Genomic DNA, 20,873 nt, shown 5'->3' with positions numbered 1-20,873 from the left:
AACGACGGCGCTACGCGGCCTTCGACACCCGCACGATCGCGTCGGCGCGCTTGTGCAGGTCGGGCAGCAGCTCCAGGCCGAGGCCGGGCTTGTCGTTCAGGCTGATCATCCCGTTCTCGACCTTCGGCAGCTCGGTGACGAGCTCCTTGTACCAACCGGTGAAGAAGGCGCGCACGCTCTCCTGGATGAGCGCGTTGGGCGCATGCAGGCTCAGGTGCGTGGAGGCGGCCCAGACCACCGGCCCGGTGCAGTCGTGCGGTGCCACGGGCAGTTGCCACGCATCGGCCATGGCGGCAATCTTGCGCGCCTCGGTGAGGCCGCCGCACCAGCTCAGGTCGAGCATCGCGACACCGGCGACGCCGGTCTGCAGGTAGTCCTTGAAGCCCCACTTGTAGCTCAGCGTTTCGCTGGCGCAGACGAGCGCCTGGCAGTCCTTGGCGTACTGCTTGAGCAGGTCGAGGCTGTCCATGCGGATCGCGTCTTCGTGCCAGAAGGTGTCGAACTCCTGCAGCGCGCGCGCGATCTTCTGTGCCATCGGCAGGCGCCACAGGCTGTGGAACTCGACCATGATGTCCATCTTGCCGCCCACCGCCTTGCGGATCTTGCGGAAGGGCTCGAGCGCGGTGTCGAGGTCGGCGTTGCTGATGTACTGCCCATGGCTTTTTTCCGCCGCCGGATCGAAGGGCCAGATCTTCATGGCCGTGATGCCTTCGGACAGCAGCGACTGGGCCAGTTCGTCGGCATGGTGCAGGAAGCCCTGCAGGTCTTCGTACGGCCCGTTGTTGTTCGCCAGGCCCCAGTTCGAACTGGTCTGGTTGGTGGCACTGCGGATGTACTGGTAGCCCGCGCAGGTGTTGTAGATGCGGATCGCGTCACGGCTCTTGCCGCCCAGCGCCGTGTGCACCGGCATGTTCGCGGCCTTGCCGAACAGGTCCCACAGCGCGATGTCCACGGCCGAGTTGCCGCGCGTTTCCACGCCCGACCCGCGCCACCCGAGGTAGCCCGTGATGTCGCGGTTGCGCGCCTCGATCTGCAGCGGGCCGGTGCCGAGCAGCTTCAGCGCCGCCCACTCGTGCAGGTAGGCCTCGACTGCTTCGGCGCCCATGAAGGTTTCGCCGAGGCCGACCAGGCCCTCGTCGGTGTGCAGGCGCACCCACAGGATGTTGGGGAACTCGCCGAGCCGGATGGTTTCGAGCTGCGTGATTTTCATGACAAGGATTCCGCAAAAAAGAAAAGAGCCGCAGCGGCGGATGCCGCGCGGCTCTTGCACACATTCAGCACATGGCCGAAAGCCTCAGCCCCCGCGCGCCTTCTTCAGTGCGTCGGTCACCACGCCGACCGCTTCCGAACCGATGTTGGGCACGTTCTTGTCGTACACGGGCTTGACCTTCTCGAGCATGCGCTTCTGCTCGGCCGCCGAGACCTCGTTCACCGTCATCGTCTTGCGCAGGCTGGCCAGCGACTTCTCGTTGAGCGCGCGGTTGGCTTCTCGCTGGACCTTCTGGCCCTCCTTCGCGGCCTCGCGCAGCACCGCCTGCTCCTGCGGGTTGAGCTGGTCCCACAGCTTCTTGCTGTAGAGGATGAGGAACGGCGTGTAGGCGTGACGCGTCACGCTCAGGTACTTCTGGACCTCGCTGAACTTGGAGGTCTCGATGGTCACGAAGGGGTTCTCCTGGCCGTCGATGGTGCGGGTCTCGAGCGCAGTGAACACCTCGCCAAACGCCATGGGCACAGCATTGGCACCGAGGGTCTTGAACGAATCCAGGAAGATGTTGTTCTGCATCACGCGCAGCTTCACGCCTTCGAAGTCCTCGGCCTTGGCGACCGGCTTCTTGCTGTTCGTGAGGTTGCGGAAACCGTTCTCCCAGTAGGCCAGGTTCACGAGGCCGGCGGCTTCGAGCTTCTTGTTGAAGTACTCGCCCGCGGGGCCGTCGAGCACCGCATCGGCCTCCTTCTCGCTGCCGAACAGGAACGGCAGGTCGAACGCGCCAAGCTCCTTCACGATGCCCACCAGCGGCGAGCTCGAGGTGCACACCATTTCCTGTGTGCCGGCGCGCAGCGCCTGCGTGGCCGGCAGGTCACCGCCCGCGGCGCCGCCCCAGAAGGCCGCGATCTTCATCTTGCCGCCGGTCTTGGCCGCAAGCACCTCCTGCATCTTCTTCACGCCCACGCCCACGGGGTGGTCTTCGTTCACGCCGTTGGTGAACTTGATCGTGCGCTCGGCAAATTGCGCAAGGGCGCCGGTCGACGCCAGCAGGCCGCCGGCCACGAGGGCGGCGGTCATCAGGGTTCTGCGAAACAACATGCTTGTCTCCTTCGATTCGAGGGGTTGGTTGATGGAACGAACTGACTGACAGGAAAGGGAACGGAAAAGAAAAAAACTAGCGACCCATCCACCACTGGAGTGGAACGGTCACGAGCTGCGGGAAGAACACCAGCGCGAACAGCACGACGAGGTGGGCGATGAAGAAGGGCATCACGCCCTTGAAGGCGTCGTCCATCGAGATGCGCGCCACGCCGCTCACCACGTTGAGCACCGTGCCCACGGGCGGCGTGATCAGGCCGATGGCGTTGTTCATGATGAACAGCACGCCGAAGTACACCGGGTCGATGCCGGCCTTGAGCACCACCGGCATCAGCACCGGCGTGAGGATGAGCACGGTGGGCGTGAAGTCGAGCGCGGTACCCACGATGACGATCAGCACCATCATCATGAACATCAGCAGGATCTTGTTGTCCAGGAAGGGCTCGAGCAGCGCCACCACTTCGGTCGGGATGTTGGCCACCGTGATCAGCCAGGCGCTCACCATGGCGGCGGCCACGAGGAACATCACCACCGCGGTGGTCTTGCCCGCCGCGAGCGTGAGGCGGTACAGATCGCGCACCTTGAGTTCGCCATAGACGAAGAGGCCGACCACGAGCGAATAGATGGCGGCCACCACGGCCGCTTCGGTCGGCGTGAAGACGCCGAACTTCATGCCGCCGATGATGATGACCGGCAGCGCCAGCGCCAGGCTGCCCTGCGCCGTGACCTTCAGCCGCTCGCCCCAGGGCACGCGCGGCGAGGACTTCACGTTCTCCTTCTTGGCCACGATCCACCAGGCCACGCCCACCGCCAGCCCCATCAGGATGCCGGGCACGATGCCTGCGAGGAACAGCTTGGTGATCGACACGTTGCCCGCCACACCGAACACGATGAGCCCGATCGACGGCGGGATCACCGGGGCGATGATGCCGCCCGCGGCGATGAGGCCGGCCGAACGGTTCATCTGGTAGCCGGCGGCCTTCATCATCGGGATGAGGAGCGCAGCCAGCGCGGCCGTGTCGGCCACGGCCGAGCCCGACAGCGAGGCCATGATGATCGCCGCCAGCACCGCCACATAGCCCATGCCGCCGCGGTAGTGGCCGACCCAGGCCATGGCCAGGTTCACGATGCGCCGGCTGAGCCCCCCGGCGTTCATGAACTCGCCGGCCAACAGGAAGAACGGCACCGCGAGCAGCGGGAAGTTGTCGGCGCCATCGACGAAGCGCTGCGCAATGATCTGGCTGTCGAAGGCCGGCAGGCCGCCGGTGTAGGTCAGCCAACCCATCAGCGAGACGCCGCACACCAGCAGCGAGTACGAGATCGGAATGCCCAGTGCCATGGCGCCGAGCAGCGAGACGATGAAGATCGTGACGGTCATTGCGCCACCTTTGCGTGTGCGGCGGCGTCGAGCACCTGTTCTTCGGATTCCATGACCTGGATCAGTTCATCGTCGGGCACCCTGCCCCTGAACAAGCGCCAGAGCTTGTCGATGTTGAAGAGGCCCATCACCACCGACACCACGTAGCCGATGCCGTAGATCCAGATCATCGAGATCCCGACCACGGGCGAGATGTTGGTCACCTGCAGCTCGTGCATCTCGTAGGTGCCCATGAAGAAGAGGACATTGCAGAACAGCATGAGCGACTGGCTCAGGAAGAAGCAGATCTTCTTGCCCCTGAGCGGCAGCTGCTTGATGAGCGTGTCGACGCCCAGGTGCGCGCCTTCGCGCATCGCCACCATGGCACCGATGTAGGTAAGCCAGATGAAACAGTAGCGCGACATTTCGTCCGACACCGAAATGCCCGAGTTGAAACCGTAGCGCAGCACCACGTTGCCGAACACCATGACGACCATCGCCACCATGCACACGACGACGAGGAACTCCAGCAGGCGAAAAAATCCGTCGATAGCCCTTTGCATCAGCATCTGCGTCTCCTGACTTTCCAGTGTTGTTATGGGATGTCTGCGCGGCCGCCGCGTCTAGAGCGGGAAGGCCTTCAGCTGCGTCGCCGGCCGGCTGATGCGAGGCAGCTTCTTGCGCGAGGCCAGCACCGTCTCGATGTCCAGGCGCGCGCCGTCGATGAGCACCCGCACCGCCTTCTCGGCCGCAGTCGAATCGCGCGCGATCACGGCGTCGAGCACCGCGCGATGCAACGGCAGCGAACTCGCGGGCCCGTTCTTGCGGGAGGTCGATATCTCGAAGCTGGTGCGCAGCAGCGCACCCAGCGCACGGCTCATCTGCACCAGCATGCGGTTGTGGCTGGAGCGGATGAGGCCCTGGTGAAAGCGCAGGTCGGGCGTGATGTAGTCGCCGCCGAATTCGATGGCGCGCTTCATGCCCGCGAAGGCGTCTTCCATCTCGGCAATGTCGTGGGCGGTGGCACGCTGGGCAGCCATGGCCACCGCAGCCGGCTCGACCACGCGGCGCAGGTCCTGCAGGTCGCGCAGGAACTCGGCCGACAGGCCCGCCTGCGTCTGCCAGACGATGACGTCGGCATCGAACCAGTTCCACTGGTCGGGCGGCTGCACGCGCGTGCCCACTTTCGGGCCACTGGTCACGAGGCCCTTGGCGATCAGTGACTTGATCGATTCGCGCACCACGGTCCGGCTCACGCCGAGCTCTTCGCACAGGAGCGGCTCCGGCGGAATCGACGCGCCGGGCGCATAGCGGCCCGCGACGATGTCGCTGCCGATGCGGTCGACCGTGTTGCCGTGAACGTTCTTGATCATGCCTGCCTGTGGGTGTGTGGTTCTGGTGGTGTCCGGTGCTGGTTTCTCTGCCCGTATCGGGACCGGATCCAGGCAGTTTTGCCTGTGCCAGCCACTCGAAAACCCTGAATGCGCGACAGTGTGTCACGCTTATCATATGATGATTGAAACGGTCGTCCCGCAGGAAAAACCCTGACGATTCCGCTCCAGATCCACGACGAAGAGACACATCCCATGAGCAACGCCCCCAAGAAAAAGCCCGCCAGCGAACTGCGCAGCCAGCAATGGTTTGGACGCCACGACCGCGACGGTTTCATCTACCGCAGCTGGATGAAAGGCAAGGGCGTGCCGCACGACCAGTTCGACGGTCGCCCGGTCATCGGCATCTGCAACACCTTCAGCGAACTCACGCCTTGCAACTCGCACTTCCGCACGCTCGCCGAGCAGGTGAAGATCGGCGTGTACGAGGCCGGCGGCTTCCCGCTCGAGTTCCCGGTGATGTCGCTCGGCGAGACGCTGTTGCGCCCCACCGCCATGCTGTACCGCAACCTCGCGAGCATGGACGTCGAAGAGAGCATTCGAGGCAACCCGCTCGACGGCGTGGTGCTGCTCATGGGCTGCGACAAGACCACGCCCGCGTTGATGATGGGCGCGGCCAGCGTCGACCTGCCGACCATCGGCGTGTCGGGCGGCCCGATGCTCTCGGGCAAGTGGCGCGGGCAAGAATTGGGCTCGGGCACCGGCGTGTGGCAGATGAGCGAACAGGTGCGCGCCGGCACGCTCAAGCTGCAGGACTTCTTCGAGGCCGAGAGCTGCATGCACCGCAGCCACGGCCACTGCATGACGATGGGCACTGCGAGCACCATGGCCAGCATGGTCGAGTCGCTGGGCATCGGCCTGCCGGGCAACGCGGCCTACCCTGCCGTCGACGGCCGCCGCAACGTGCTCGCACGGCAGGCGGGCCGGCGCATCGTCGACATGGTGCATGAAGACATGAACATGTCGAAGATCCTCACGCGCCAGGCGATCGAGAACGCGATCAAGGTGAACGCGGCCATCGGCGGCTCGACCAACTTCGTGATCCACCTGCTGGCCATCGCGGGCCGCATGGGCGTCGAGCTCACGCTCGACGACTTCGACCGCCTCGCCGCCGACCTGCCCTGCCTCGTGAACCTGCAGCCCTCGGGCCAGTTCCTGATGGAAGACTTCTGCTACGCGGGCGGCCTGCCGGTGGTCATCAAGGAAATCGCCGACCATCTGCACAAGGACATCCTCACCGTCACCGGCCAGAGCGTGTGGGAGAACGTGAAGGACGCCGAGAACTACAACCCGCAGGTCATCCGCACCCAGGCCGAACCCTTCAAGGACAAGGCCGGCATCTGCGTGCTGCGCGGCAACCTCGCGCCCAACGGCGCCATCATCAAGCCCAGCGCGGCCACGCCCGAGCTGCTGGTGCACAAGGGCCGCGCGGTGGTGTTCGAGAGCGCCGACGACCTGCACAAGCGCATCGACGACGAGAACCTGGACATCGACGAGCACTGCATCATGGTGCTCAAGAACTGCGGCCCCAAGGGCTATCCCGGCATGGCCGAGGCCGGCAACATGCCGCTGCCGCCGAAGGTGTTGCGCAAGGGCATCACCGACATGGTCCGCATCAGCGATGCGCGCATGAGCGGCACGGCCTACGGCACGGTCGTTCTGCATACCGCCCCCGAAGCGGCTGCAGGGGGCCCATTGGCACTGGTGCAGGACGGGGACATCGTCGAGCTCGACGTGCCGAACCGCAAGCTGCACCTGCATGTGAGCGACGAGGAACTGGCAAAGCGCCGCGCGAAATGGGTGGCGCCCAAGGCACCGCTCGACTCGGGGTACTGGAAGCTCTATGTCGACACGGTTTTGCAGGCGGATCAGGGGGCGGACCTGGCCTTTCTGCGTGGTCGCCGTGGGGCTTTCGTGCCGCGGGACAATCACTGATTTGATGTTCGGGGCGTGATCACGCGGGCGGCGTGATCGTTGGAGAGGGCTGGCCCCGGTGTCCCATGCACGCGCCCCGAACCAACGCTCAAAGACGCAGACATGACAAGACTCATCGCCATCGACTGGGGCACAAGCTCGCTACGCGGTGCATTGCTCCACCCGAGTGGGCAGGTCATCGAAGAACGCAGCGACGCCCGCGGCATCCTCACCGTGCCCGAAGGCGGCTTCCCCGCGGTGTTCGAGTCACTGTTCGGCGACTGGATGCGCCTGGAAGACACGCGCTGCCTGATCTCCGGCATGGCCGGCAGCAAGCAGGGCTGGGTCGAAGCGCCCTACTGTGCGTGCCCCGCGGGCCGTGTCGAGGTCGGCCGCAGCATCCTCGCGATCGACGCCATTCCCGGTGCGCGCATCGCGATCGTGCCGGGCCTGAGCGACACGCACGACGGCGTGCCCGACGTGATGCGCGGCGAGGAAGTGCAGATCTTCGGCGCCATGGAACTCACCGGCCTGAGCGACGGCGTCTTCGTGCTGCCGGGCACCCACAACAAATGGGCGACGGTGAAGAAAGGCCGCGTGGCCAGCTTCCGCACCTGCATGACCGGCGAGTTCTACGCACTGCTGAGCCGGCATTCGATCCTTGCGCGCACGCTCGATGCCGATGCGCCGCTGGACGAAGCGGCTTTTCTCGAGGGCGTGACCCGCGCCGAGAACGGCCACGGCCTGCTGCACAACGCCTTCGGCGCGCGCACGCTCGCGCTGTTCGGCCGCATGCCGAAGGAAGAACTCGCGAGCTATCTCTCGGGTCTGCTGATCGGCGAGGAACTGCGCACGCAATCGCTGCAGGCGGCCGGCGAGGTCGTGCTCATCGGCTCGCCCGTCCTCACCCAGCGCTATACGTTGGCCCTGCGCGCCGCCGGCGTGGCGACCCGCACCCTGGGCACCGAAGCCACCTGGGCCGGCCTGCACGCGCTGGCCGGTTTTCTTGCCACCGACACCTCACAGCCATGACCACCCCTCTCGACAAGTTCCACGCCGCGATGCAGGCCCTGCCGCTCGTGGCGATCCTGCGCGGCCTCTCGCCCGCCGAAGCCGCCGACGTGGGCGACGCCATCGTCGAGCCCGGCTTCCGGCTGCTCGAAGTGCCGCTCAATTCGCCGCAGCCGCTGGAGAGCATCGCGCTGATGCGCCAGCGCTTTCCCACCGCGCTGGTCGGTGCGGGCACCGTGCTCGACGCCAAGCAGGTGCGCGAAGTGCATGCGGCTGGCGGCGAGCTGATCGTGTCGCCCAACTTCAACGCCGACGTCATCGCCGAGGCCGCGCGCCTGGGCATGGCCTGTCTGCCCGGCGTGATGACGCCGACCGAAGCCTTCGGCGCGCTTGCGGCCGGTGCCACGGGCCTCAAGCTGTTCCCGGCCGAGCTGGCCTCGCCCGCCGTGGTCAAGGCCCTGCTCGCGGTGCTGCCTGCCGGCACGCCCGTGATGCCCGTGGGCGGCATCGCACCCGACAACATGGGCGCGTGGCGCGCAGCCGGCGCGGCCGGCTTCGGCATCGGCTCATCGCTCTACAAGCCTGGCAAGACCGCCGCCGCCGTGCGCGAAGACGCGCAGCGCTTCGTGGCCGCCTGGACGGGCCTCGTCCGCGCGTGACTCGCGCCTGATCCGACACGACTCATCCATCACAAGAAAGAAGGAGACCCCGCGATGTCCGCCGATTCCGAATACGCCAGCCCCGCCGTGCGCCAGTTGCGCGAAGACCTCGCGCTCGCCTTGCGCGCCGCGGCCCACCACGGGCTGTCCGAAGGCGTGTGCAACCATTTCAGCGTGTTGCTGCCGGGCGCGCAGGATCGCTACCTCATCAACCCGCGCGGGTTGCACTGGAGCGAGATCGGCCCCGACGACATCGTGCTGATCGACGTGCACGGCGAAGTGCTCGCGGGCCGTCACCGCGTGGAGCCCACCGCCCTCTTCATCCATGGCGCGGTGCACCGGCTCACGGGCCACGCCGTGGTGCTGCATTGCCACATGCCCTACGCGACGGCATTGACGCTCACTGTCGATCGCGCGCTCGACCCGACCGCCAGCCAGAACGCGATGCGCTACATGAACCGCATCGCCATCGACGCCGAGTACAACGGCCTGGCGCTCGACGATGCCGAAGGCGAGCGCATTGCGCGCGCCATGGCGGGCAAGGACGTGGCCTTTCTCGCGAACCACGGCGTGATCGTGGCGGGCGGCACCATCGCCCATGCCTACGACGACCTGTATTACCTGGAGCGCGCCTGCCTGCACCAGGTGATTGCGCAATCGACCGGGCGCCCGCTGGTGCCCGTGAACGCGAAGCTGGCCGCGCACGTGGCCGCGCAAATCCAGGGGGAGCGGGAACAGTCCGACCTGTTCTTCGAGGCGCTGCGGCGCATGCTGCCGGCCCCGCCACGCTGAAAAAGCGGTGCGCGCAGCGGCTTACAGCTCTTCATGCGATTTCGCTTGCGGCTTACAAGAACTTCACACAATGGCGCGACGATGAGGCATCGCAACCACTCCCCAGGAGTCGCCATGAAAAAGCTGACATTCGCCTTCGGTGCTGCCGCCCTGCTGTCGCTGGCCGCCCTCACCGCGCCGGCCCATGCCCAGGCCGGCGGCCCGTTCATCCAGGCCCAGGTGTACGTGACGCCCCCTCCGCCACCGCACCATCGCTACTACGCACCGCCGCCGCCCCCGCGCCACTACCACCGGGATTACTACGACGGTCCGCGCCGCCATGGCTACTACGACCACGGCCGTCGCGACTGGGAAGGCCGCCGCCACAGTGGCCGCCGGGACTACGATGGCGACGGTGTGCCCAACCGTTACGACCGCCGTCCGAACAATCCTTACCGCTACTGAGGCACGCGGTCAGGCCGGCGGGCTCGCATAAGCGGGCCGCTCGGTCGACAGGCTCTGCTTGAGCTGGCGCGTGACCTCGTCGGCCAGCACCTCGGGCAGTCCCGCCTCCACGCCCGCCAGCGCCTGGCGCGCCGCGTCGTCGGGCGAGGTCTTGGGGCCGGGCATGCGCGCCGCCATGTCGGTGTCCATGAGTGCCACATGCAGGCTCGTGACCTGCGTGCCCTGCCCCGCCAGCTCGTTGCGCAAGCCGTTGCTCAGCGACCAGGCCGCCGACTTGGTGGCGCTGTAGGTCGCCACGTCGGGAAACGTCGTCCAGGCCAGGGCAGACAGCACGTTGAGGACCGCACCACCGCCGTTCGACGCGAGCACCGGCGCAAAGGCCTGCGTGAGCGCCCAGGGGCCGAAGAAGTTGGTCTCGAACTCGGCACGTGCCGCGGCCACCGCGTCGGGCGAGCCCAGGAAGCTCGACCCGCGCGAGATGCCCGCGTTGTTGACCAGCAGCGTCACGTCGCCGCAAGCGCGCACGGCCGCCTCGATCTGCGCAGGCTGCGTCACGTCGAGTGCCACGGGCACGACGCCCGCGAGCGTGATGGTCTTGGGGTCGCGTGCGGCCCCATAGACCTTGCGCGCGCCCGCCGCGAGTGCCGCCTTGGCGAACGCCAGGCCGAGCCCCCGGTTGGCACCGGTGATGAAGACGACGGAATCCTTGATCTGCATGACGAGCCTTTCGTTGAAAAGAACCAGAAACGCTTCAGGCCTGCGCCACGCGCCGCAGCAAACCCTGCGTCGTGCGCGGCCAGCCGACGCGGCCGAACCACGCACCGCCCGCGATGGCCGACGCGATGACGATGCCGTACACCACCAGCGCCACGCCCTGCGCCGCAAACACGCCGGTGAGCCCGCCGCCCCAGCGCAGCGCCAGCCATCCACCGGTGCCCGCCACGGCGAGCCGTGCGATGTTGCCGATCACCGGCCACAGCAGCCGGCCCGCGCCCTGCGAGGCGAAGTACAGCACCAAACCAACGCCGAAGAAACCGTACAGCGGCCCCACCACGCGCAGGTAGTGTGCGCCGGTCTCGAGCATCACGGGGTCGTGGCCGAACAGCATCAGCCACGGACGCGGGAACAGCGCGGCCGCCAGCCCGATGATCTCGGCCATGCCGAAGGCCAGCGCCGCGCCGGCCCAGGTGGCGCGCAGCGCACGCTCGCGCAGCCCCGCGCCCATGCAGGTGCCGACCATCGCGACCAGCGGCGCGCCCAGGCCGAACACCAGCGGCACCAGCAGATACTCGAGCCGCGACGCGGTGCCGTAGCCGGCCAGCGCGCCCGCGCCGAAGTGGCCGGTGAGCGCGGTGGCGATGCCGATCGACAGGTTGGTCGCGACGGTCGATACCGTGCCGATCAGGCCGATGCGCAGGATGTCGCGGAACAGCGGCCAGCGCATCTGGAACGCCGCCAGCGTGGGGCGCAGCAGGCTGCGCGGCGAGCGCAGGTACGCGATGAGCGCGAGCGAGCCGAGCAGGTAGTACAGCAGGAGCGCCAGCGCCCCACCCGCGATGCCCATGCCGCCCCACGGCCCGATGCCGAAGATCAGCAGCGGCGACGCCGGAATGAGGAACACCACGCCCACCACCGTCACGTTGGCCGGCACCGCCATGTTGCCGGTGCCGCGGATGATCGCCGACAGCGAGTTGAAGAGCCACACCAGCACCGCGCCCGCGAACACCCAGTTCGAATACGTGAGCGCAGCGTCGAGCGCTGCGCCGGATCCACCCATCACGCCGTAGAGCCAGCGACCGCCCAGCAGCAGCGCCAGCGTGAAGCACAGCCCGAAGCCGAGCGCGATGACCACCGCGTGCCACACCAGTGCATCGGCGTCGCCACGGCGGCGCGCGCCCAGCGCACGCGCGATCGACGAGGCGATGCCGCCGCCCATCGCGCCGCTGGAGGTCATTTGCATCAGCATGACGATGGGGAACACCAGCGCCATGCCGGCCAGTGCCTCGGTGCCGAGCTTGCCGACGAAGTAGGTCTCGATGAGCCCGACGGAGGCTTGCGCCAGCATCACGAGCACATTGGGCGCGGCCAGCCGCAGCAGCGTGGGGATGATGGGCGCCTCGAGCAGGCGGCGCGTGCGCGGGTCGAGGTCGCTGTTGGTTTGCGAGGTGGTCATGCGAGTCTGCGACGTTCAGGCGCGCGCGGCGGCGCTGGTGGTGGCCGCAGCGGGTGCGGCGGCAGTCTTGGCGGGACGGCGGATCGCCATGACGATCACCGCCGCGAACAGGCAGGCCGCGCCGGCCGTGTACAGCGCGGGCGTGTAGGTCAGCAGCAGCGTGCGCGCGAAGCCCGCGCCATAGGCCGCGGTGGCCGCGCCCAACTGGTGCGCCGCGAAGATCCAGCCGAACACCAGCCCGACCTTCGCGGGCCCGAACGCAGCGCCCGCGAGCTTGACGGTCGGCGGCACGGTGGCGATCCAGTCGAGGCCGTAGAACATCGCGAACAGGCCCAGGCCATAGATCGTGAATTCGGAGTGCGGCAGCCAGAACAGCGACAGCCCGCGCAGGCCGTAATACCAGAAGAGCAGCTTGCGGTTGTCGTAGCGATCGGAGAGCCAGCCCGACAGGATGGTGCCGACGAAGTCGAAGGCGCCCATCATCGCGAGCACCGAAGCGGCGGGCACGGCGCTCATGCCGTAGTCGCCGCACAGCGAGATGAAGTGCGTCTGCACCAGGCCGTTGGTGCTCAGGCCGCAGATGAAGAAGGTGCCGGCCAGGATCAGGAAGGTGCGGTTGGTGGCGACCTCGCGCAGCACGCGGAACGGCGTGGCGAAGTTCATCGTGAAGGCGGGTGCGGGCGCCGGCTGCGTGCCGGGCGCCTCACCGTAGGGTTGCAGGCCGATGTCCGACGGCCGGTTGCGCACCAGGCACAGCGCGAGCAGCGCAATCACCACGCTGCCGACGACGATCGGCACGATGGCCGAACGCCAGCCCCAGTGCTCGATCATCCAGGCCGCCAGCGGCAAAAAGGCGAGCTGGCCCGTGGCCGCGCTGGCCGTGAGCATGCCCACGACCAGGCCGCGCCGCGCGACGAACCAGCGGTTGGCCACCACGGCACCGAGCACCAGTGCCGTCATGCCGGTGCCCAGGCCGAGCATCAAACTCCACAGCACGAAGAGCTGCCACAGCTGCGAGGCCGTGGTGACCAGCGCCATGCCCAGCCCGACCAGCGTGAGGCCGGCGCACATCACCACGCGCAGGCCGTAGCGCTCCATCAGCACCGCGGCGAACGGGCCCATGAGACCGAACAGTGCAAAGCGCAGCGCGAGCGCCGACGAGATCTGCTCCGTGCTCCAGCCGAACTCCTCACCGAGCGGCTTCATCATCGCGCCCGGCAGGCCGAGCGCGGCCGACATGGTGAGCATGGTCAGGAAGGTGACGGCCGCGACGATCCAGCCGTAGTGGATGCCGCGGCGTTGCAGCCATGCGGAGACGTGGGTGGCGAACATGGAACCTCTGCTGTTGGAATTGAATGGAGGAGGAAGACGGCAACGCAAGCAACGCACTCGCGCACTCAGCCTCTGCGCGTGGTGAAAAAAATGTCGTGGGTCTCGGTATCGCTCGGAGTGGAAAGACGCTCAGTCTTCGATGGCGGGCGCGTCGTCGGCCCCCAGCAGGTCCATCGCCTCGTCGATCAGCTGATGCAATGCGAGCACACGCTCCACGCCCAGCAGCGCATTGATCTTCTGCTGCGCCGCCTTCCAGTGCTGCTGCGCTTCGCGGCGCTTGGCCTCGCCCGTTTCGGTGAGCTGCACCAGCAGACTGCGTGCATCCGCGCCTGCCCCCTGTGCGATGAAGCCCGCGGCGATCAGCGGCTGCAGGTTGCGGCTCAGGGTCGAAGCGGTCATCTTGAGTTCGCCCGCCAGGTCGACCGGGCGCGAAGGACCAAGCCGCGCCAGGTGCGACAGCAGCGAGTACTGCGTGGTCTTCAGGCCGCTGTGCGACACCTCGGCGTCGTAGTGCTGCGACAGGCGGCGCGAAAGCTGGCGCACCTTGAAGCTGGTGCAGCCGCGGGGTTGGGTCGGTGAGTCCATGGGTTATTATTGTATGTGCAACTATTGCATATGCAATCAAACTCCCTCACCAAAGCCCCCAGCAGGAACACAGGCATGACGCAGCAAGCTTCCACCGACACCCCCAACCTGCTCGACGCATGGATCGCCGAAGAACGGCAGATCGTCGAGCGCCTTGAGGCCGGTCCCGGACCCGGCCTCGCGCGCCCCGAGCAGATCGCTGGCAAGACCGGCCTGGAGGTCATGCAGGCGATGCTCAACGGCGAGATCCCTTTTGCCGCCATCGCCAAGACGCTGGACTTCACCATCGTGACCGTCAGCAAGGGCGTCGCCATCTTCCAGGGCACGCCGTTGGCGCAGCACCTGAACCCGCTGGGCACCATCCACGGCGGCTGGGTCGCCACCATGCTCGACTCTGCACTGGGCTGTTCGGTCCACACCATGATGCCGCCCGGTCGCGCCTACACCACCGCCGAGCTCAGCGTGAACTACGTCAAGGGCCTCACGCCGAAGGTGCAGCGCGTGCGCGCTGAGGGCAAGGTGATCCATTGCGGCAAGCAACTCGCCACCGCCGAAGCGCGGCTGGTCGGGGCGGACGGCACGCTGTATGCGCATGCGACGACGACGTGCCTGGTGTTCGAGGTGCCGGCGGGGCGCTGAGGCATTTCTGTTTCCAGTAGGCCCTCAAGCTGTAAGCCAAAGGAAGCCCCGCTCCTCCCCGTCAGTGATAATTGTTCGCATCAGCGACACGCTCCGTCGTCGCCGATGCCTTTCCCAGAACAACCTCACCGCACCTGGAGGATCCTCTTCATGACCGACCGTTCCGGCTCCCAGGGCCGCGTGGCGCACGCCCTCCTCGGCGTGTCCGCTGCCTGGCTCGCCCTTTCCGCGCTGCCCGCGCACGCCGCCACCGACGAGCTCACGCTCTACACGACGCGCGAGCCTGCGCTGATCCAGCCGCTCATCTCGGCGTTCAGCGCGCAGAGCAGCATCAAGGTGAACACGGTGTTCGTGAAGGACGGCCTGCTGGAGCGCGTGAAGGCCGAAGGTGCCCGCTCGCCGGCCGACGTGCTGATGACCGTGGACATCGGCAACCTCGTCGACCTCGTCGAAGGCGGCGTCACGCAGCCGGTGAAATCGGCCGCGCTCGAGTCGGCCATTCCGGCCAACCTGCGCGGTGCCGACGGCCAGTGGTTCGCGCTCTCGCTGCGCGCCCGCGTGCTGTACGCCGACAAGAACCAGCCACTGACCAGCTTCCGCTACGAAGACCTGGCCAACTCGAAGTACAAGGGCAAGGTCTGCATCCGCGCCGGCCAGCATCCCTACAACACGGCCCTGGTGGCCGCGATGATCGCGCACGACGGCGAGGTCAAGACCGAGCAGTGGCTGCGCGGCGTCAAGGGCAACCTGGCGCGCAAGGCCACCGGCGGCGACCGCGACGTGGCACGCGACATCCTCGGCGGCATCTGCGACATCGGCGTGGCCAACTCGTACTACGTCGGACAGATGAAGAGCGCCAAGGAAGGCACCGACGCGCGCAAGTGGGGCGACGCCATCAAGGTGATCCGCCCGACCTTCGCCAACGCGAAGAGCGGCGGCACGCACGTGAACATCAGCGGCGCCGCCGTGGCCAAGAATGCGCCGCAACGCGCCAACGCGGTCAAGCTGCTCGAGTTCCTGGTGTCGGAACCGGCGCAGGCGCTCTACGCCCAGACCAACTACGAGTACCCGGTGCGCAAGGGCGTGGCCCTCGACCCGATCATCGGCCAGTCCATCGGCGAGTTGAAGGTCGACCCGCTGCCGCTGACCGAGATTGCCAAGTACCGCAAGCAGGCCAGCGCCCTGGTGGACAAGGTCGGCTTCGACCAGTGACCTTGCATGGCCGAGCACGCCGTGCCGGCAACTGAATGCTGATTTCGCGGCGCCAGCCGCCGGGCCTGCGCGCCGCGGGCCCGGCGTGGCGCTGCGCGTCGTTCCTGATCGCGCTCGGCGTGCTCGCGCCGGTGCTCACGCTGGCGTGGCTCGCGTTCGGTTCGGGCGTCGGCCACTGGGGGCCGCTGTTCGCGCATGTGCTGCCGCAGGCGGCACTCAACACGGCGCTGCTGCTCGCGGGCGTCGGCACCCTCGTCCTCGTGATCGGCACCGGCTGCGCCTGGCTGGTCACGGCGCATGATTTCCCCGGGCGCGGCGTGCTGAACTGGGCGCTGCTGCTGCCGCTGGCGATGCCGACCTACATCGTCGCCTTCGCCTACCTCGACCTGCTGCACCCCATCGGCCCCGTGCAGGGCGCGATCCGCTGGATGCTGGGTTTCGACAGCCCGCGCCAGTTCCGGCTGCCCGACCTGCGCTCGATGCCGGGCGCGATCTTCGTGCTGGGTTTCGTGCTCTATCCGTATGTCTACATGACGGCGCGCGCGATGTTCATGACCCAGCCGGCGCACCTGATGGAAGCGGCGCGCACGCTGGGCGAGAACCGGCGTGGCGCGTTCTTCCGCGTGGCGTTGCCGCTCGCGCGGCCGGCGCTGGCCGTCGGCCTGAGCCTCGCGCTGCTCGAAACGCTCAACGACATCGGCGCTTCCGAATTCCTCGGCGTGAACACGCTCACGGTAGCGGTCTACACCACCTGGATCACGCGTTCCGACCTGGCCGGCGCCGCACAGATCGCCTGCGCGATGCTGTTCGTGGTGGTGGCGCTGGTCTGGCTCGAACGCAACGGACGCCAGCACCAGCGCTTCGGTTCCGCGCAGCGCATGCGCGCGGTGCAGCCCCGGCGCCTGCACGGCGGCGCAGCGTGGGCAGCGACCGCGACGGCGACGCTGCCGGTGCTGATCGGCTTTGTCGCGCCCGCGCTGTACCTGGTCTGGGAAAGCGGCAAGCGGCTGCGCCAGGGCGGCGGGATTTCGCAAGGCCTCGTGGCCAGCCTGGGCAACACGCTGGCGCTCGCGGCCGGCGTGACGGTGGTGGCCGTGACGGCCGGGCTGGTCGTGGCCTGGGCCTCGCGCAGCCAGGGCACGAGCCCCAACCGCGCACGCTGGCAGGCACGCGTGGCCACGATGGGCTACGCGGTGCCGGGCACCGTGCTCGCCATCGGCCTGCTGACGCCGGCGCTGGCCTTGGACGCGGCGCTGGCCGGCGCGATGGGCTGGCAAGGGCTGCCGCTGATGGGCGCGGGCGTCGTGCTGGTCGTGGCCTGCGCCATCCGTTTTCTTGCGATGCCCGTGGGTGGCATCGAGGCCGGGCTGGCGCGCATTCCGCCGGCCATCGAGCAGGCCTCGCGCCTGCTCGGCGAAACCACCGGTGGCACGCTGCGCCGGGTGCACCTTCCGCTGCTGCAGCCCGCCATCGCGGCGGGCGCGCTGCTGGTCTTCGTCGACGCCATGAAAGAACTGCCGGCCACGCTGCTGCTGCGCCCGGCCAACTTCGACACCCTCGCCACCTGGCTCTATGCCGAGGCCGCGCGCGGCACCTACGAGGAAGGCGCGATCGCCGCGCTGGCCATCGTGGTCGCCGGCCTGCTGCCGGTGGTGCTGCTGGCGCGCAACCAGCTCGGCACGACGCCGGCGGCGACGCCTCCCGACACGGACCCTGCATGAGCGCCGCGCCGAGCCGTCCCAAGCAAGCTCGCACCGAAGTGCGAAGCACGAAGGTTTTCCAATGAGTTCCCCGCTTCATCTCGACTCGCTCCAGCTCGCCTACGACACGCCGCGCGGCCCGCACACGGTGGTCGACGGCTTCTCGCTGGACCTGCCTGCGGGCGAGATCGCCTGCCTGTTCGGCCCCTCGGGCTGCGGCAAGACCACGGTGCTGCGCGCCATCGCCGGCTTCGAGCCCGTGCGCGACGGCACCATCCGCCTCGGCGACACGCTGCTGTCGTCGCCCCAGAAGCACCTGCCGCCCGAGCAGCGGCGCGTGGGCATGATGTTCCAGGAGTACGCGCTGTTCCCGCACCTGTCGGCCGCCAGGAACGTGGCCTTCGGCCTGCGCCGGCTGGGCCGCGCGGCGCAGCAGGCACGCGTGACCGAGATGCTCGCGCTGGTCGGCCTGGCCGAGGCCGGCGAGCGCTACCCGCACGAGCTGTCGGGCGGCCAGCAGCAGCGCATCGCGCTGGCCCGCGCGCTGGCGCCTTCGCCCGCCCTGCTGCTGCTGGACGAACCGTTTTCCAACCTCGACGGCGGCACGCGCGAGCGCCTGACGGCCGAGGTGCGCGGCATCCTGAAGAAGGCCGGGCAAACCGCCATCCTCGTCACGCACAACGAGGCCGAGGCGCACGCCATGGCCGACCGCATCGGCGTGATGCACAACGGGCGGATCACGCACTGGCTGGGGACCGTGGCGTCGCCAACGCCCTAGCACAAGGGGCGCGTCTGGCGAATGGGCTTTGCGGGAAAAGGTTGTTCAGGCCCGCAAGAATCGCGGCGACCCCGACCCCAACCTTCGAGAACGGAACGCCCCATGACCCAGGCCCTCACCCTCGTCAGCCACCTGCTGTGCCCCTACGTGCAACGCGCCGCGATCGCGCTGCACGAGAAGAACGTGCCCTTCGAGCGCGTCGTGATCGATCTCGCGAACAAGCCCCAGTGGTTTCTCGACATCTCGCCGCTGGGCAAGGTGCCGCTGCTGAAGGTGCAGCGCCCCGACGGCACCGAGGCCGTGCTGTTCGAGAGCAACGTGATCTGCGAATACCTCGAGGAGACGCAACCCGGCGCCCGCCTGCACCCCGAAGACCCGCTCGCACGTGCGCAGCATCGCGCATGGATGGAATTCGGCTCGGCCATCCTCGCCGACCTGTGGGGCTACGAAACCACGCAGGACGCCGCCGTGTTCGCACAGAAGCGCGAGGCACTGGCCGCCAGGTTCGCACGCGTCGAAGCCGCGCTCGGGAAAGGTCCGTACTTCGCAGGCGAGGCCTTCAGCCTCGTCGATGCGGTCTTCGCGCCGGTGTTCCGTTACTTCGAGGTGTTCGACGCCATCAGCGATTCGCACCTGTTCGACGCGCTGCCCAAGGTGAATGCCTGGCGCCATGCGCTGGCGGCGCGCCCCAGCGTGCGCGCGGCGGTGGTGCCCGAATATCCGCAGCACCTGATGGATTTTTTGAGGAAGCACCAGGCACACCTGCTGACGCTGGCGGCTTGATCGCCAGGAGCAGAGGGCGACAATAGCGCCCTCCCCCTAACGACACGACCCACGAGATGCGACTTCTCCACACCATGCTGCGCGTTGGCAATCTCCAGCGCTCCATCGACTTCTACACGCAGGTGCTCGGCATGACGCTGCTGCGCACGTCGGAAAACCCCGAGTACAAGTACAGCCTCGCCTTCGTCGGCTACGGCAACGGCAACCCCGACCAGGCCGAGATCGAGCTCACCTACAACTGGGGCACCGAGCGCTACGAACTGGGCACCGCCTACGGCCACATCGCGCTCGGCGTGCCCGACGCTTATGCAGCCTGCGACAAGATCAAGGCCTCGGGCGGCAACGTGACGCGCGAGGCCGGTCCTGTCAAGGGCGGCACGACGGTGATCGCCTTCGTGACGGACCCCGACGGCTACAAGATTGAATTGATCCAGCGCAACGAGAACGCCGCGGGCGGCGGCCTGCGCTGAGCCGTTTCGGGCCGCACGCAACGCCATGGCAAGCCCGAAGAAAAAGCAAGCGCCGCTGACACGCTACGTCGCCCTGCTGCGCGGCGTGAACGTCAACGGCATCACGATCAAGAGCGCCGACCTGAAGGCGCTGTTCGCCGACGAACTCGGCTTCGGCGCCGTGCGCACCGTGCTCGCCAGCGGCAACGTGCTGTTCGACACCGACACGCCCGACGCCGCCGCGCTGCGCACGCGCATCGAGCAGGCACTGCGCCGGTGCTTCGGCTACGAGGCGTGGATCGTGCTGCTCACGCAGAAGCAGGTGGCCGACATGGCTGCAAGCTACCCCTTCGAGCGGATCGATGACGAGCGCCATCCATACATCGTGTTCGGCTCCGACGCAGCGATGCTCGACGAGATCATCGAGAAGGCCGGCACGGTCGATGCGAAGGTCGAACAGCTGGTGCGCGGCGATGGCGCGCTGTACTGGCAATGCCCGCGCGGCGAAAGCCTGGAGACGCCGGTGGCGAAGCTGCTTGCGAAGACCCGCTACAAGTCGAGCACCACCACGCGCAACCTGCGCACGGTGGAAAAGCTCGTCACCGACTGATCGACAAGTCGATCGGTCAGCAGCCCAGCCGGTCGGCCAGCGCGACGATGTCGCGCACATGCAGGCTGTTGTCCGGCTGCGGCGACACATCCTTCGGCTGCCTGCGGCCGAACTCATGGGGCCGCTCGATGTACGCCGTCTTCAGGCCGCACACGCGCGCGGCCNNTCGTGGTGCGCCGCGGCGAGCATGACCTGGCCCGGCGTGGCGTCGAACACGCCCGCCACGCCGAGGTAGGTGCGCGGATCGGGCTTGTAGGCCTTGAACACTTCGGCCGACAGCACGCAGTCCCAGGGCAGGCCGGCGCGCTTGGCCATCTCGGTGAGCAGGCCGATGTTGCCGTTGGACAGCGTGCAGATCGTGAACTTCTTCTTGAGCCGCGTGAGCCCTTCGACCGCATCGGACCAGGCCGGCAGCCGGTGCCACGCACGGCTCAGGTCGCGCTTGGCGGCGCTGTCGAGGTGGTCGGCCAGGCTGAAGTCGTGCAGCACCTGCTCGAGCATGCTCAGGTGCAGCTCGTCGAGCAGCGTGAAGCCGCCCTCGCCGGCCGCGATGCGTTCCATCACGGCCTTCATGGCGGGCTGGTAGCCGGCGCGCCATGCGAGCGCAAAGGCCGCACCGTCCACACCGGGCAGCACGCGCTCGACCTCGGCCGCGATGCCGCTGTGCCAGTCGACCACCGTGCCAAACACGTCGAACGCGATGACCTTGAGGTCACTCGCGTCGAAATCGGGCTGCATG

The 20,873-nt window shown here is 67.8% G+C and carries 21 protein-coding genes and 2 pseudogenes; 12 read left to right on the top strand and 11 right to left on the bottom strand.

The genetic code is table 11. The annotated features are described in order from the left end of the window. Positions 1-10 precede the first annotated feature (10 nt). From ASD34_RS15500 to ASD34_RS15480, 5 genes are all read right to left on the bottom strand, one after another. Entirely contained in the window at positions 11-1,210 is a 1,200-nt protein-coding gene (locus tag ASD34_RS15500) for a mandelate racemase/muconate lactonizing enzyme family protein (protein WP_056579207.1), read from the bottom strand. Between the two features lie 84 nt (positions 1,211-1,294). After that, positions 1,295-2,305: a TRAP transporter substrate-binding protein gene (locus ASD34_RS15495; protein ID WP_056579205.1), complete on the bottom strand. Its 1,011-nt coding sequence runs from the start codon at positions 2,303-2,305 to the stop codon at positions 1,295-1,297. Positions 2,306-2,381: 76 nt separating this feature from the next. Further along, positions 2,382-3,683, bottom strand: coding sequence for a TRAP transporter large permease (locus tag ASD34_RS15490; RefSeq protein ID WP_056579203.1), 1,302 nt, complete (start codon positions 3,681-3,683; stop codon positions 2,382-2,384). Then, the gene (locus tag ASD34_RS15485) at positions 3,680-4,231 is read right to left on the bottom strand and encodes a TRAP transporter small permease (protein WP_235510088.1); all 552 of its coding nucleotides are present in this window, start codon (positions 4,229-4,231) and stop codon (positions 3,680-3,682) included. The genes ASD34_RS15490 and ASD34_RS15485 overlap by 4 nt, the downstream gene beginning before the upstream one ends. A 54-nt stretch (positions 4,232-4,285) precedes the next feature. After that, a complete protein-coding gene (locus ASD34_RS15480) occupies positions 4,286-5,035 on the bottom strand; it encodes a FadR/GntR family transcriptional regulator (protein WP_056579201.1) in 750 nt (249 codons plus the stop codon). A gap of 213 nt (positions 5,036-5,248) precedes the next feature. Between ASD34_RS15480 and ASD34_RS15475 the strand changes: the two genes are divergently transcribed. The 5 genes from ASD34_RS15475 to ASD34_RS15455 all read left to right on the top strand — a co-directional run bounded on the left by ASD34_RS15475 (position 5,249) and on the right by ASD34_RS15455 (position 9,873). Next, a complete protein-coding gene (locus ASD34_RS15475; protein ID WP_056579196.1) occupies positions 5,249-6,988 on the top strand; it encodes an IlvD/Edd family dehydratase in 1,740 nt (579 codons plus the stop codon). Between the two features lie 102 nt (positions 6,989-7,090). Continuing rightward, on the top strand, positions 7,091-7,999 hold the full coding sequence (locus ASD34_RS15470; protein WP_056579195.1) for a 2-dehydro-3-deoxygalactonokinase: 909 nt from the start codon (positions 7,091-7,093) through the stop codon (positions 7,997-7,999). Beyond that, positions 7,996-8,637: a 2-dehydro-3-deoxy-6-phosphogalactonate aldolase gene (locus tag ASD34_RS15465; protein ID WP_056579194.1), complete on the top strand. Its 642-nt coding sequence runs from the start codon at positions 7,996-7,998 to the stop codon at positions 8,635-8,637. The genes ASD34_RS15470 and ASD34_RS15465 overlap by 4 nt, the downstream gene beginning before the upstream one ends. Positions 8,638-8,691: 54 nt before the next feature. Beyond that, the gene (locus ASD34_RS15460; RefSeq protein WP_056579193.1) at positions 8,692-9,429 is read left to right on the top strand and encodes an aldolase; all 738 of its coding nucleotides are present in this window, start codon (positions 8,692-8,694) and stop codon (positions 9,427-9,429) included. A gap of 114 nt (positions 9,430-9,543) precedes the next feature. Further along, positions 9,544-9,873, top strand: a complete 330-nt coding sequence (locus tag ASD34_RS15455) for a hypothetical protein (RefSeq protein WP_056579192.1) — start codon at positions 9,544-9,546, stop codon at positions 9,871-9,873. A 9-nt stretch (positions 9,874-9,882) separates the two neighbouring features. On the opposite strand, the gene ASD34_RS15450 is transcribed toward ASD34_RS15455, so the two are convergent. From ASD34_RS15450 to ASD34_RS15435, 4 genes are all read right to left on the bottom strand, one after another. Next, the gene (locus ASD34_RS15450) at positions 9,883-10,590 is read right to left on the bottom strand and encodes an SDR family oxidoreductase (protein WP_056579191.1); all 708 of its coding nucleotides are present in this window, start codon (positions 10,588-10,590) and stop codon (positions 9,883-9,885) included. Between the two features lie 34 nt (positions 10,591-10,624). Next, positions 10,625-12,046, bottom strand: a complete 1,422-nt coding sequence (locus tag ASD34_RS15445) for an MATE family efflux transporter (RefSeq protein ID WP_056579098.1) — start codon at positions 12,044-12,046, stop codon at positions 10,625-10,627. A gap of 15 nt (positions 12,047-12,061) precedes the next feature. Continuing rightward, a complete protein-coding gene (locus ASD34_RS15440) occupies positions 12,062-13,378 on the bottom strand; it encodes an MFS transporter (RefSeq protein WP_056579095.1) in 1,317 nt (438 codons plus the stop codon). A 129-nt stretch (positions 13,379-13,507) separates the two neighbouring features. Then, positions 13,508-13,963, bottom strand: coding sequence for a MarR family winged helix-turn-helix transcriptional regulator (locus ASD34_RS15435; protein ID WP_056579093.1), 456 nt, complete (start codon positions 13,961-13,963; stop codon positions 13,508-13,510). Positions 13,964-14,038: 75 nt separating this feature from the next. Between ASD34_RS15435 and ASD34_RS15430 the strand changes: the two genes are divergently transcribed. The 7 genes from ASD34_RS15430 (at position 14,039) to ASD34_RS15400 (ending at position 20,134) form a co-directional block, all read left to right on the top strand. Then, complete coding sequence (locus ASD34_RS15430) at positions 14,039-14,602, top strand: PaaI family thioesterase (RefSeq protein ID WP_056579091.1); 564 nt, start codon at positions 14,039-14,041, stop codon at positions 14,600-14,602. A gap of 150 nt (positions 14,603-14,752) precedes the next feature. Continuing rightward, on the top strand, positions 14,753-15,814 hold the full coding sequence (locus tag ASD34_RS15425; protein WP_056579089.1) for a Fe(3+) ABC transporter substrate-binding protein: 1,062 nt from the start codon (positions 14,753-14,755) through the stop codon (positions 15,812-15,814). Between the two features lie 35 nt (positions 15,815-15,849). Next, on the top strand, positions 15,850-17,535 hold the full coding sequence (locus tag ASD34_RS15420; protein ID WP_056579087.1) for an ABC transporter permease: 1,686 nt from the start codon (positions 15,850-15,852) through the stop codon (positions 17,533-17,535). Between the two features lie 61 nt (positions 17,536-17,596). After that, the gene (locus tag ASD34_RS15415) at positions 17,597-18,292 is read left to right on the top strand and encodes an ABC transporter ATP-binding protein (RefSeq protein ID WP_056579084.1); all 696 of its coding nucleotides are present in this window, start codon (positions 17,597-17,599) and stop codon (positions 18,290-18,292) included. A 102-nt stretch (positions 18,293-18,394) separates the two neighbouring features. Continuing rightward, positions 18,395-19,075: a glutathione S-transferase family protein gene (locus tag ASD34_RS15410; RefSeq protein WP_056579082.1), complete on the top strand. Its 681-nt coding sequence runs from the start codon at positions 18,395-18,397 to the stop codon at positions 19,073-19,075. Positions 19,076-19,131: 56 nt separating this feature from the next. Beyond that, positions 19,132-19,545: a lactoylglutathione lyase gene (gene gloA / locus ASD34_RS15405; RefSeq protein WP_056579080.1), complete on the top strand. Its 414-nt coding sequence runs from the start codon at positions 19,132-19,134 to the stop codon at positions 19,543-19,545. Positions 19,546-19,570: 25 nt separating this feature from the next. Beyond that, the gene (locus ASD34_RS15400) at positions 19,571-20,134 is read left to right on the top strand and encodes a DUF1697 domain-containing protein (protein ID WP_082548723.1); all 564 of its coding nucleotides are present in this window, start codon (positions 19,571-19,573) and stop codon (positions 20,132-20,134) included. Between the two features lie 16 nt (positions 20,135-20,150). Here the strand turns inward: ASD34_RS15400 and ASD34_RS28290 are convergent. Together ASD34_RS28290 and ASD34_RS15395 are read right to left on the bottom strand one after the other, a co-directional pair. After that, positions 20,151-20,298: pseudogene (locus ASD34_RS28290) on the bottom strand (haloacid dehalogenase type II); the annotation flags it as partial. Between the two features lie 2 nt (positions 20,299-20,300). Further along, positions 20,301-20,872, bottom strand: a pseudogene (locus tag ASD34_RS15395) (haloacid dehalogenase type II); the annotation flags it as partial. Between the last annotated feature and the right edge of the window lies 1 nt (position 20,873).

The organism is Variovorax sp. Root473, from assembly GCF_001426505.1.
GTDB lineage: Bacteria > Pseudomonadota > Gammaproteobacteria > Burkholderiales > Burkholderiaceae_C > Variovorax.
Note: the sequence above shows the minus strand (reverse complement) of the source record. Positions and strands in the feature narration are given on the sequence as shown.

Excerpts from the sequence above, each read along its gene's own strand:
- gloA (WP_056579080.1), top strand. The coding sequence starts at position 19,132 with ATGCGACTTCTCCACACCATGCTGCGCGTTGGCAATCTCCAGCGCTCC.
- ASD34_RS15465 (WP_056579194.1), top strand. The coding sequence starts at position 7,996 with ATGACCACCCCTCTCGACAAGTTCCACGCCGCGATGCAGGCCCTGCCG.
- ASD34_RS15475 (WP_056579196.1), top strand. The coding sequence starts at position 5,249 with ATGAGCAACGCCCCCAAGAAAAAGCCCGCCAGCGAACTGCGCAGCCAG.
- ASD34_RS15400 (WP_082548723.1), top strand. The coding sequence starts at position 19,571 with ATGGCAAGCCCGAAGAAAAAGCAAGCGCCGCTGACACGCTACGTCGCC.
- ASD34_RS15485 (WP_235510088.1), bottom strand. The coding sequence starts at position 4,231 with ATGCTGATGCAAAGGGCTATCGACGGATTTTTTCGCCTGCTGGAGTTC.
- ASD34_RS15455 (WP_056579192.1), top strand. The coding sequence starts at position 9,544 with ATGAAAAAGCTGACATTCGCCTTCGGTGCTGCCGCCCTGCTGTCGCTG.
- ASD34_RS15430 (WP_056579091.1), top strand. The coding sequence starts at position 14,039 with ATGACGCAGCAAGCTTCCACCGACACCCCCAACCTGCTCGACGCATGG.
- ASD34_RS15460 (WP_056579193.1), top strand. The coding sequence starts at position 8,692 with ATGTCCGCCGATTCCGAATACGCCAGCCCCGCCGTGCGCCAGTTGCGC.
- ASD34_RS15410 (WP_056579082.1), top strand. The coding sequence starts at position 18,395 with ATGACCCAGGCCCTCACCCTCGTCAGCCACCTGCTGTGCCCCTACGTG.
- ASD34_RS15470 (WP_056579195.1), top strand. The coding sequence starts at position 7,091 with ATGACAAGACTCATCGCCATCGACTGGGGCACAAGCTCGCTACGCGGT.
- ASD34_RS15435 (WP_056579093.1), bottom strand. The coding sequence starts at position 13,963 with ATGGACTCACCGACCCAACCCCGCGGCTGCACCAGCTTCAAGGTGCGC.
- ASD34_RS15450 (WP_056579191.1), bottom strand. The coding sequence starts at position 10,590 with ATGCAGATCAAGGATTCCGTCGTCTTCATCACCGGTGCCAACCGGGGG.
- ASD34_RS15480 (WP_056579201.1), bottom strand. The coding sequence starts at position 5,035 with ATGATCAAGAACGTTCACGGCAACACGGTCGACCGCATCGGCAGCGAC.
- ASD34_RS15490 (WP_056579203.1), bottom strand. The coding sequence starts at position 3,683 with ATGACCGTCACGATCTTCATCGTCTCGCTGCTCGGCGCCATGGCACTG.
- ASD34_RS15495 (WP_056579205.1), bottom strand. The coding sequence starts at position 2,305 with ATGTTGTTTCGCAGAACCCTGATGACCGCCGCCCTCGTGGCCGGCGGC.
- ASD34_RS15445 (WP_056579098.1), bottom strand. The coding sequence starts at position 12,046 with ATGACCACCTCGCAAACCAACAGCGACCTCGACCCGCGCACGCGCCGC.
- ASD34_RS15425 (WP_056579089.1), top strand. The coding sequence starts at position 14,753 with ATGACCGACCGTTCCGGCTCCCAGGGCCGCGTGGCGCACGCCCTCCTC.
- ASD34_RS15415 (WP_056579084.1), top strand. The coding sequence starts at position 17,597 with ATGAGTTCCCCGCTTCATCTCGACTCGCTCCAGCTCGCCTACGACACG.
- ASD34_RS15500 (WP_056579207.1), bottom strand. The coding sequence starts at position 1,210 with ATGAAAATCACGCAGCTCGAAACCATCCGGCTCGGCGAGTTCCCCAAC.
- ASD34_RS15420 (WP_056579087.1), top strand. The coding sequence starts at position 15,850 with ATGCTGATTTCGCGGCGCCAGCCGCCGGGCCTGCGCGCCGCGGGCCCG.
- ASD34_RS15440 (WP_056579095.1), bottom strand. The coding sequence starts at position 13,378 with ATGTTCGCCACCCACGTCTCCGCATGGCTGCAACGCCGCGGCATCCAC.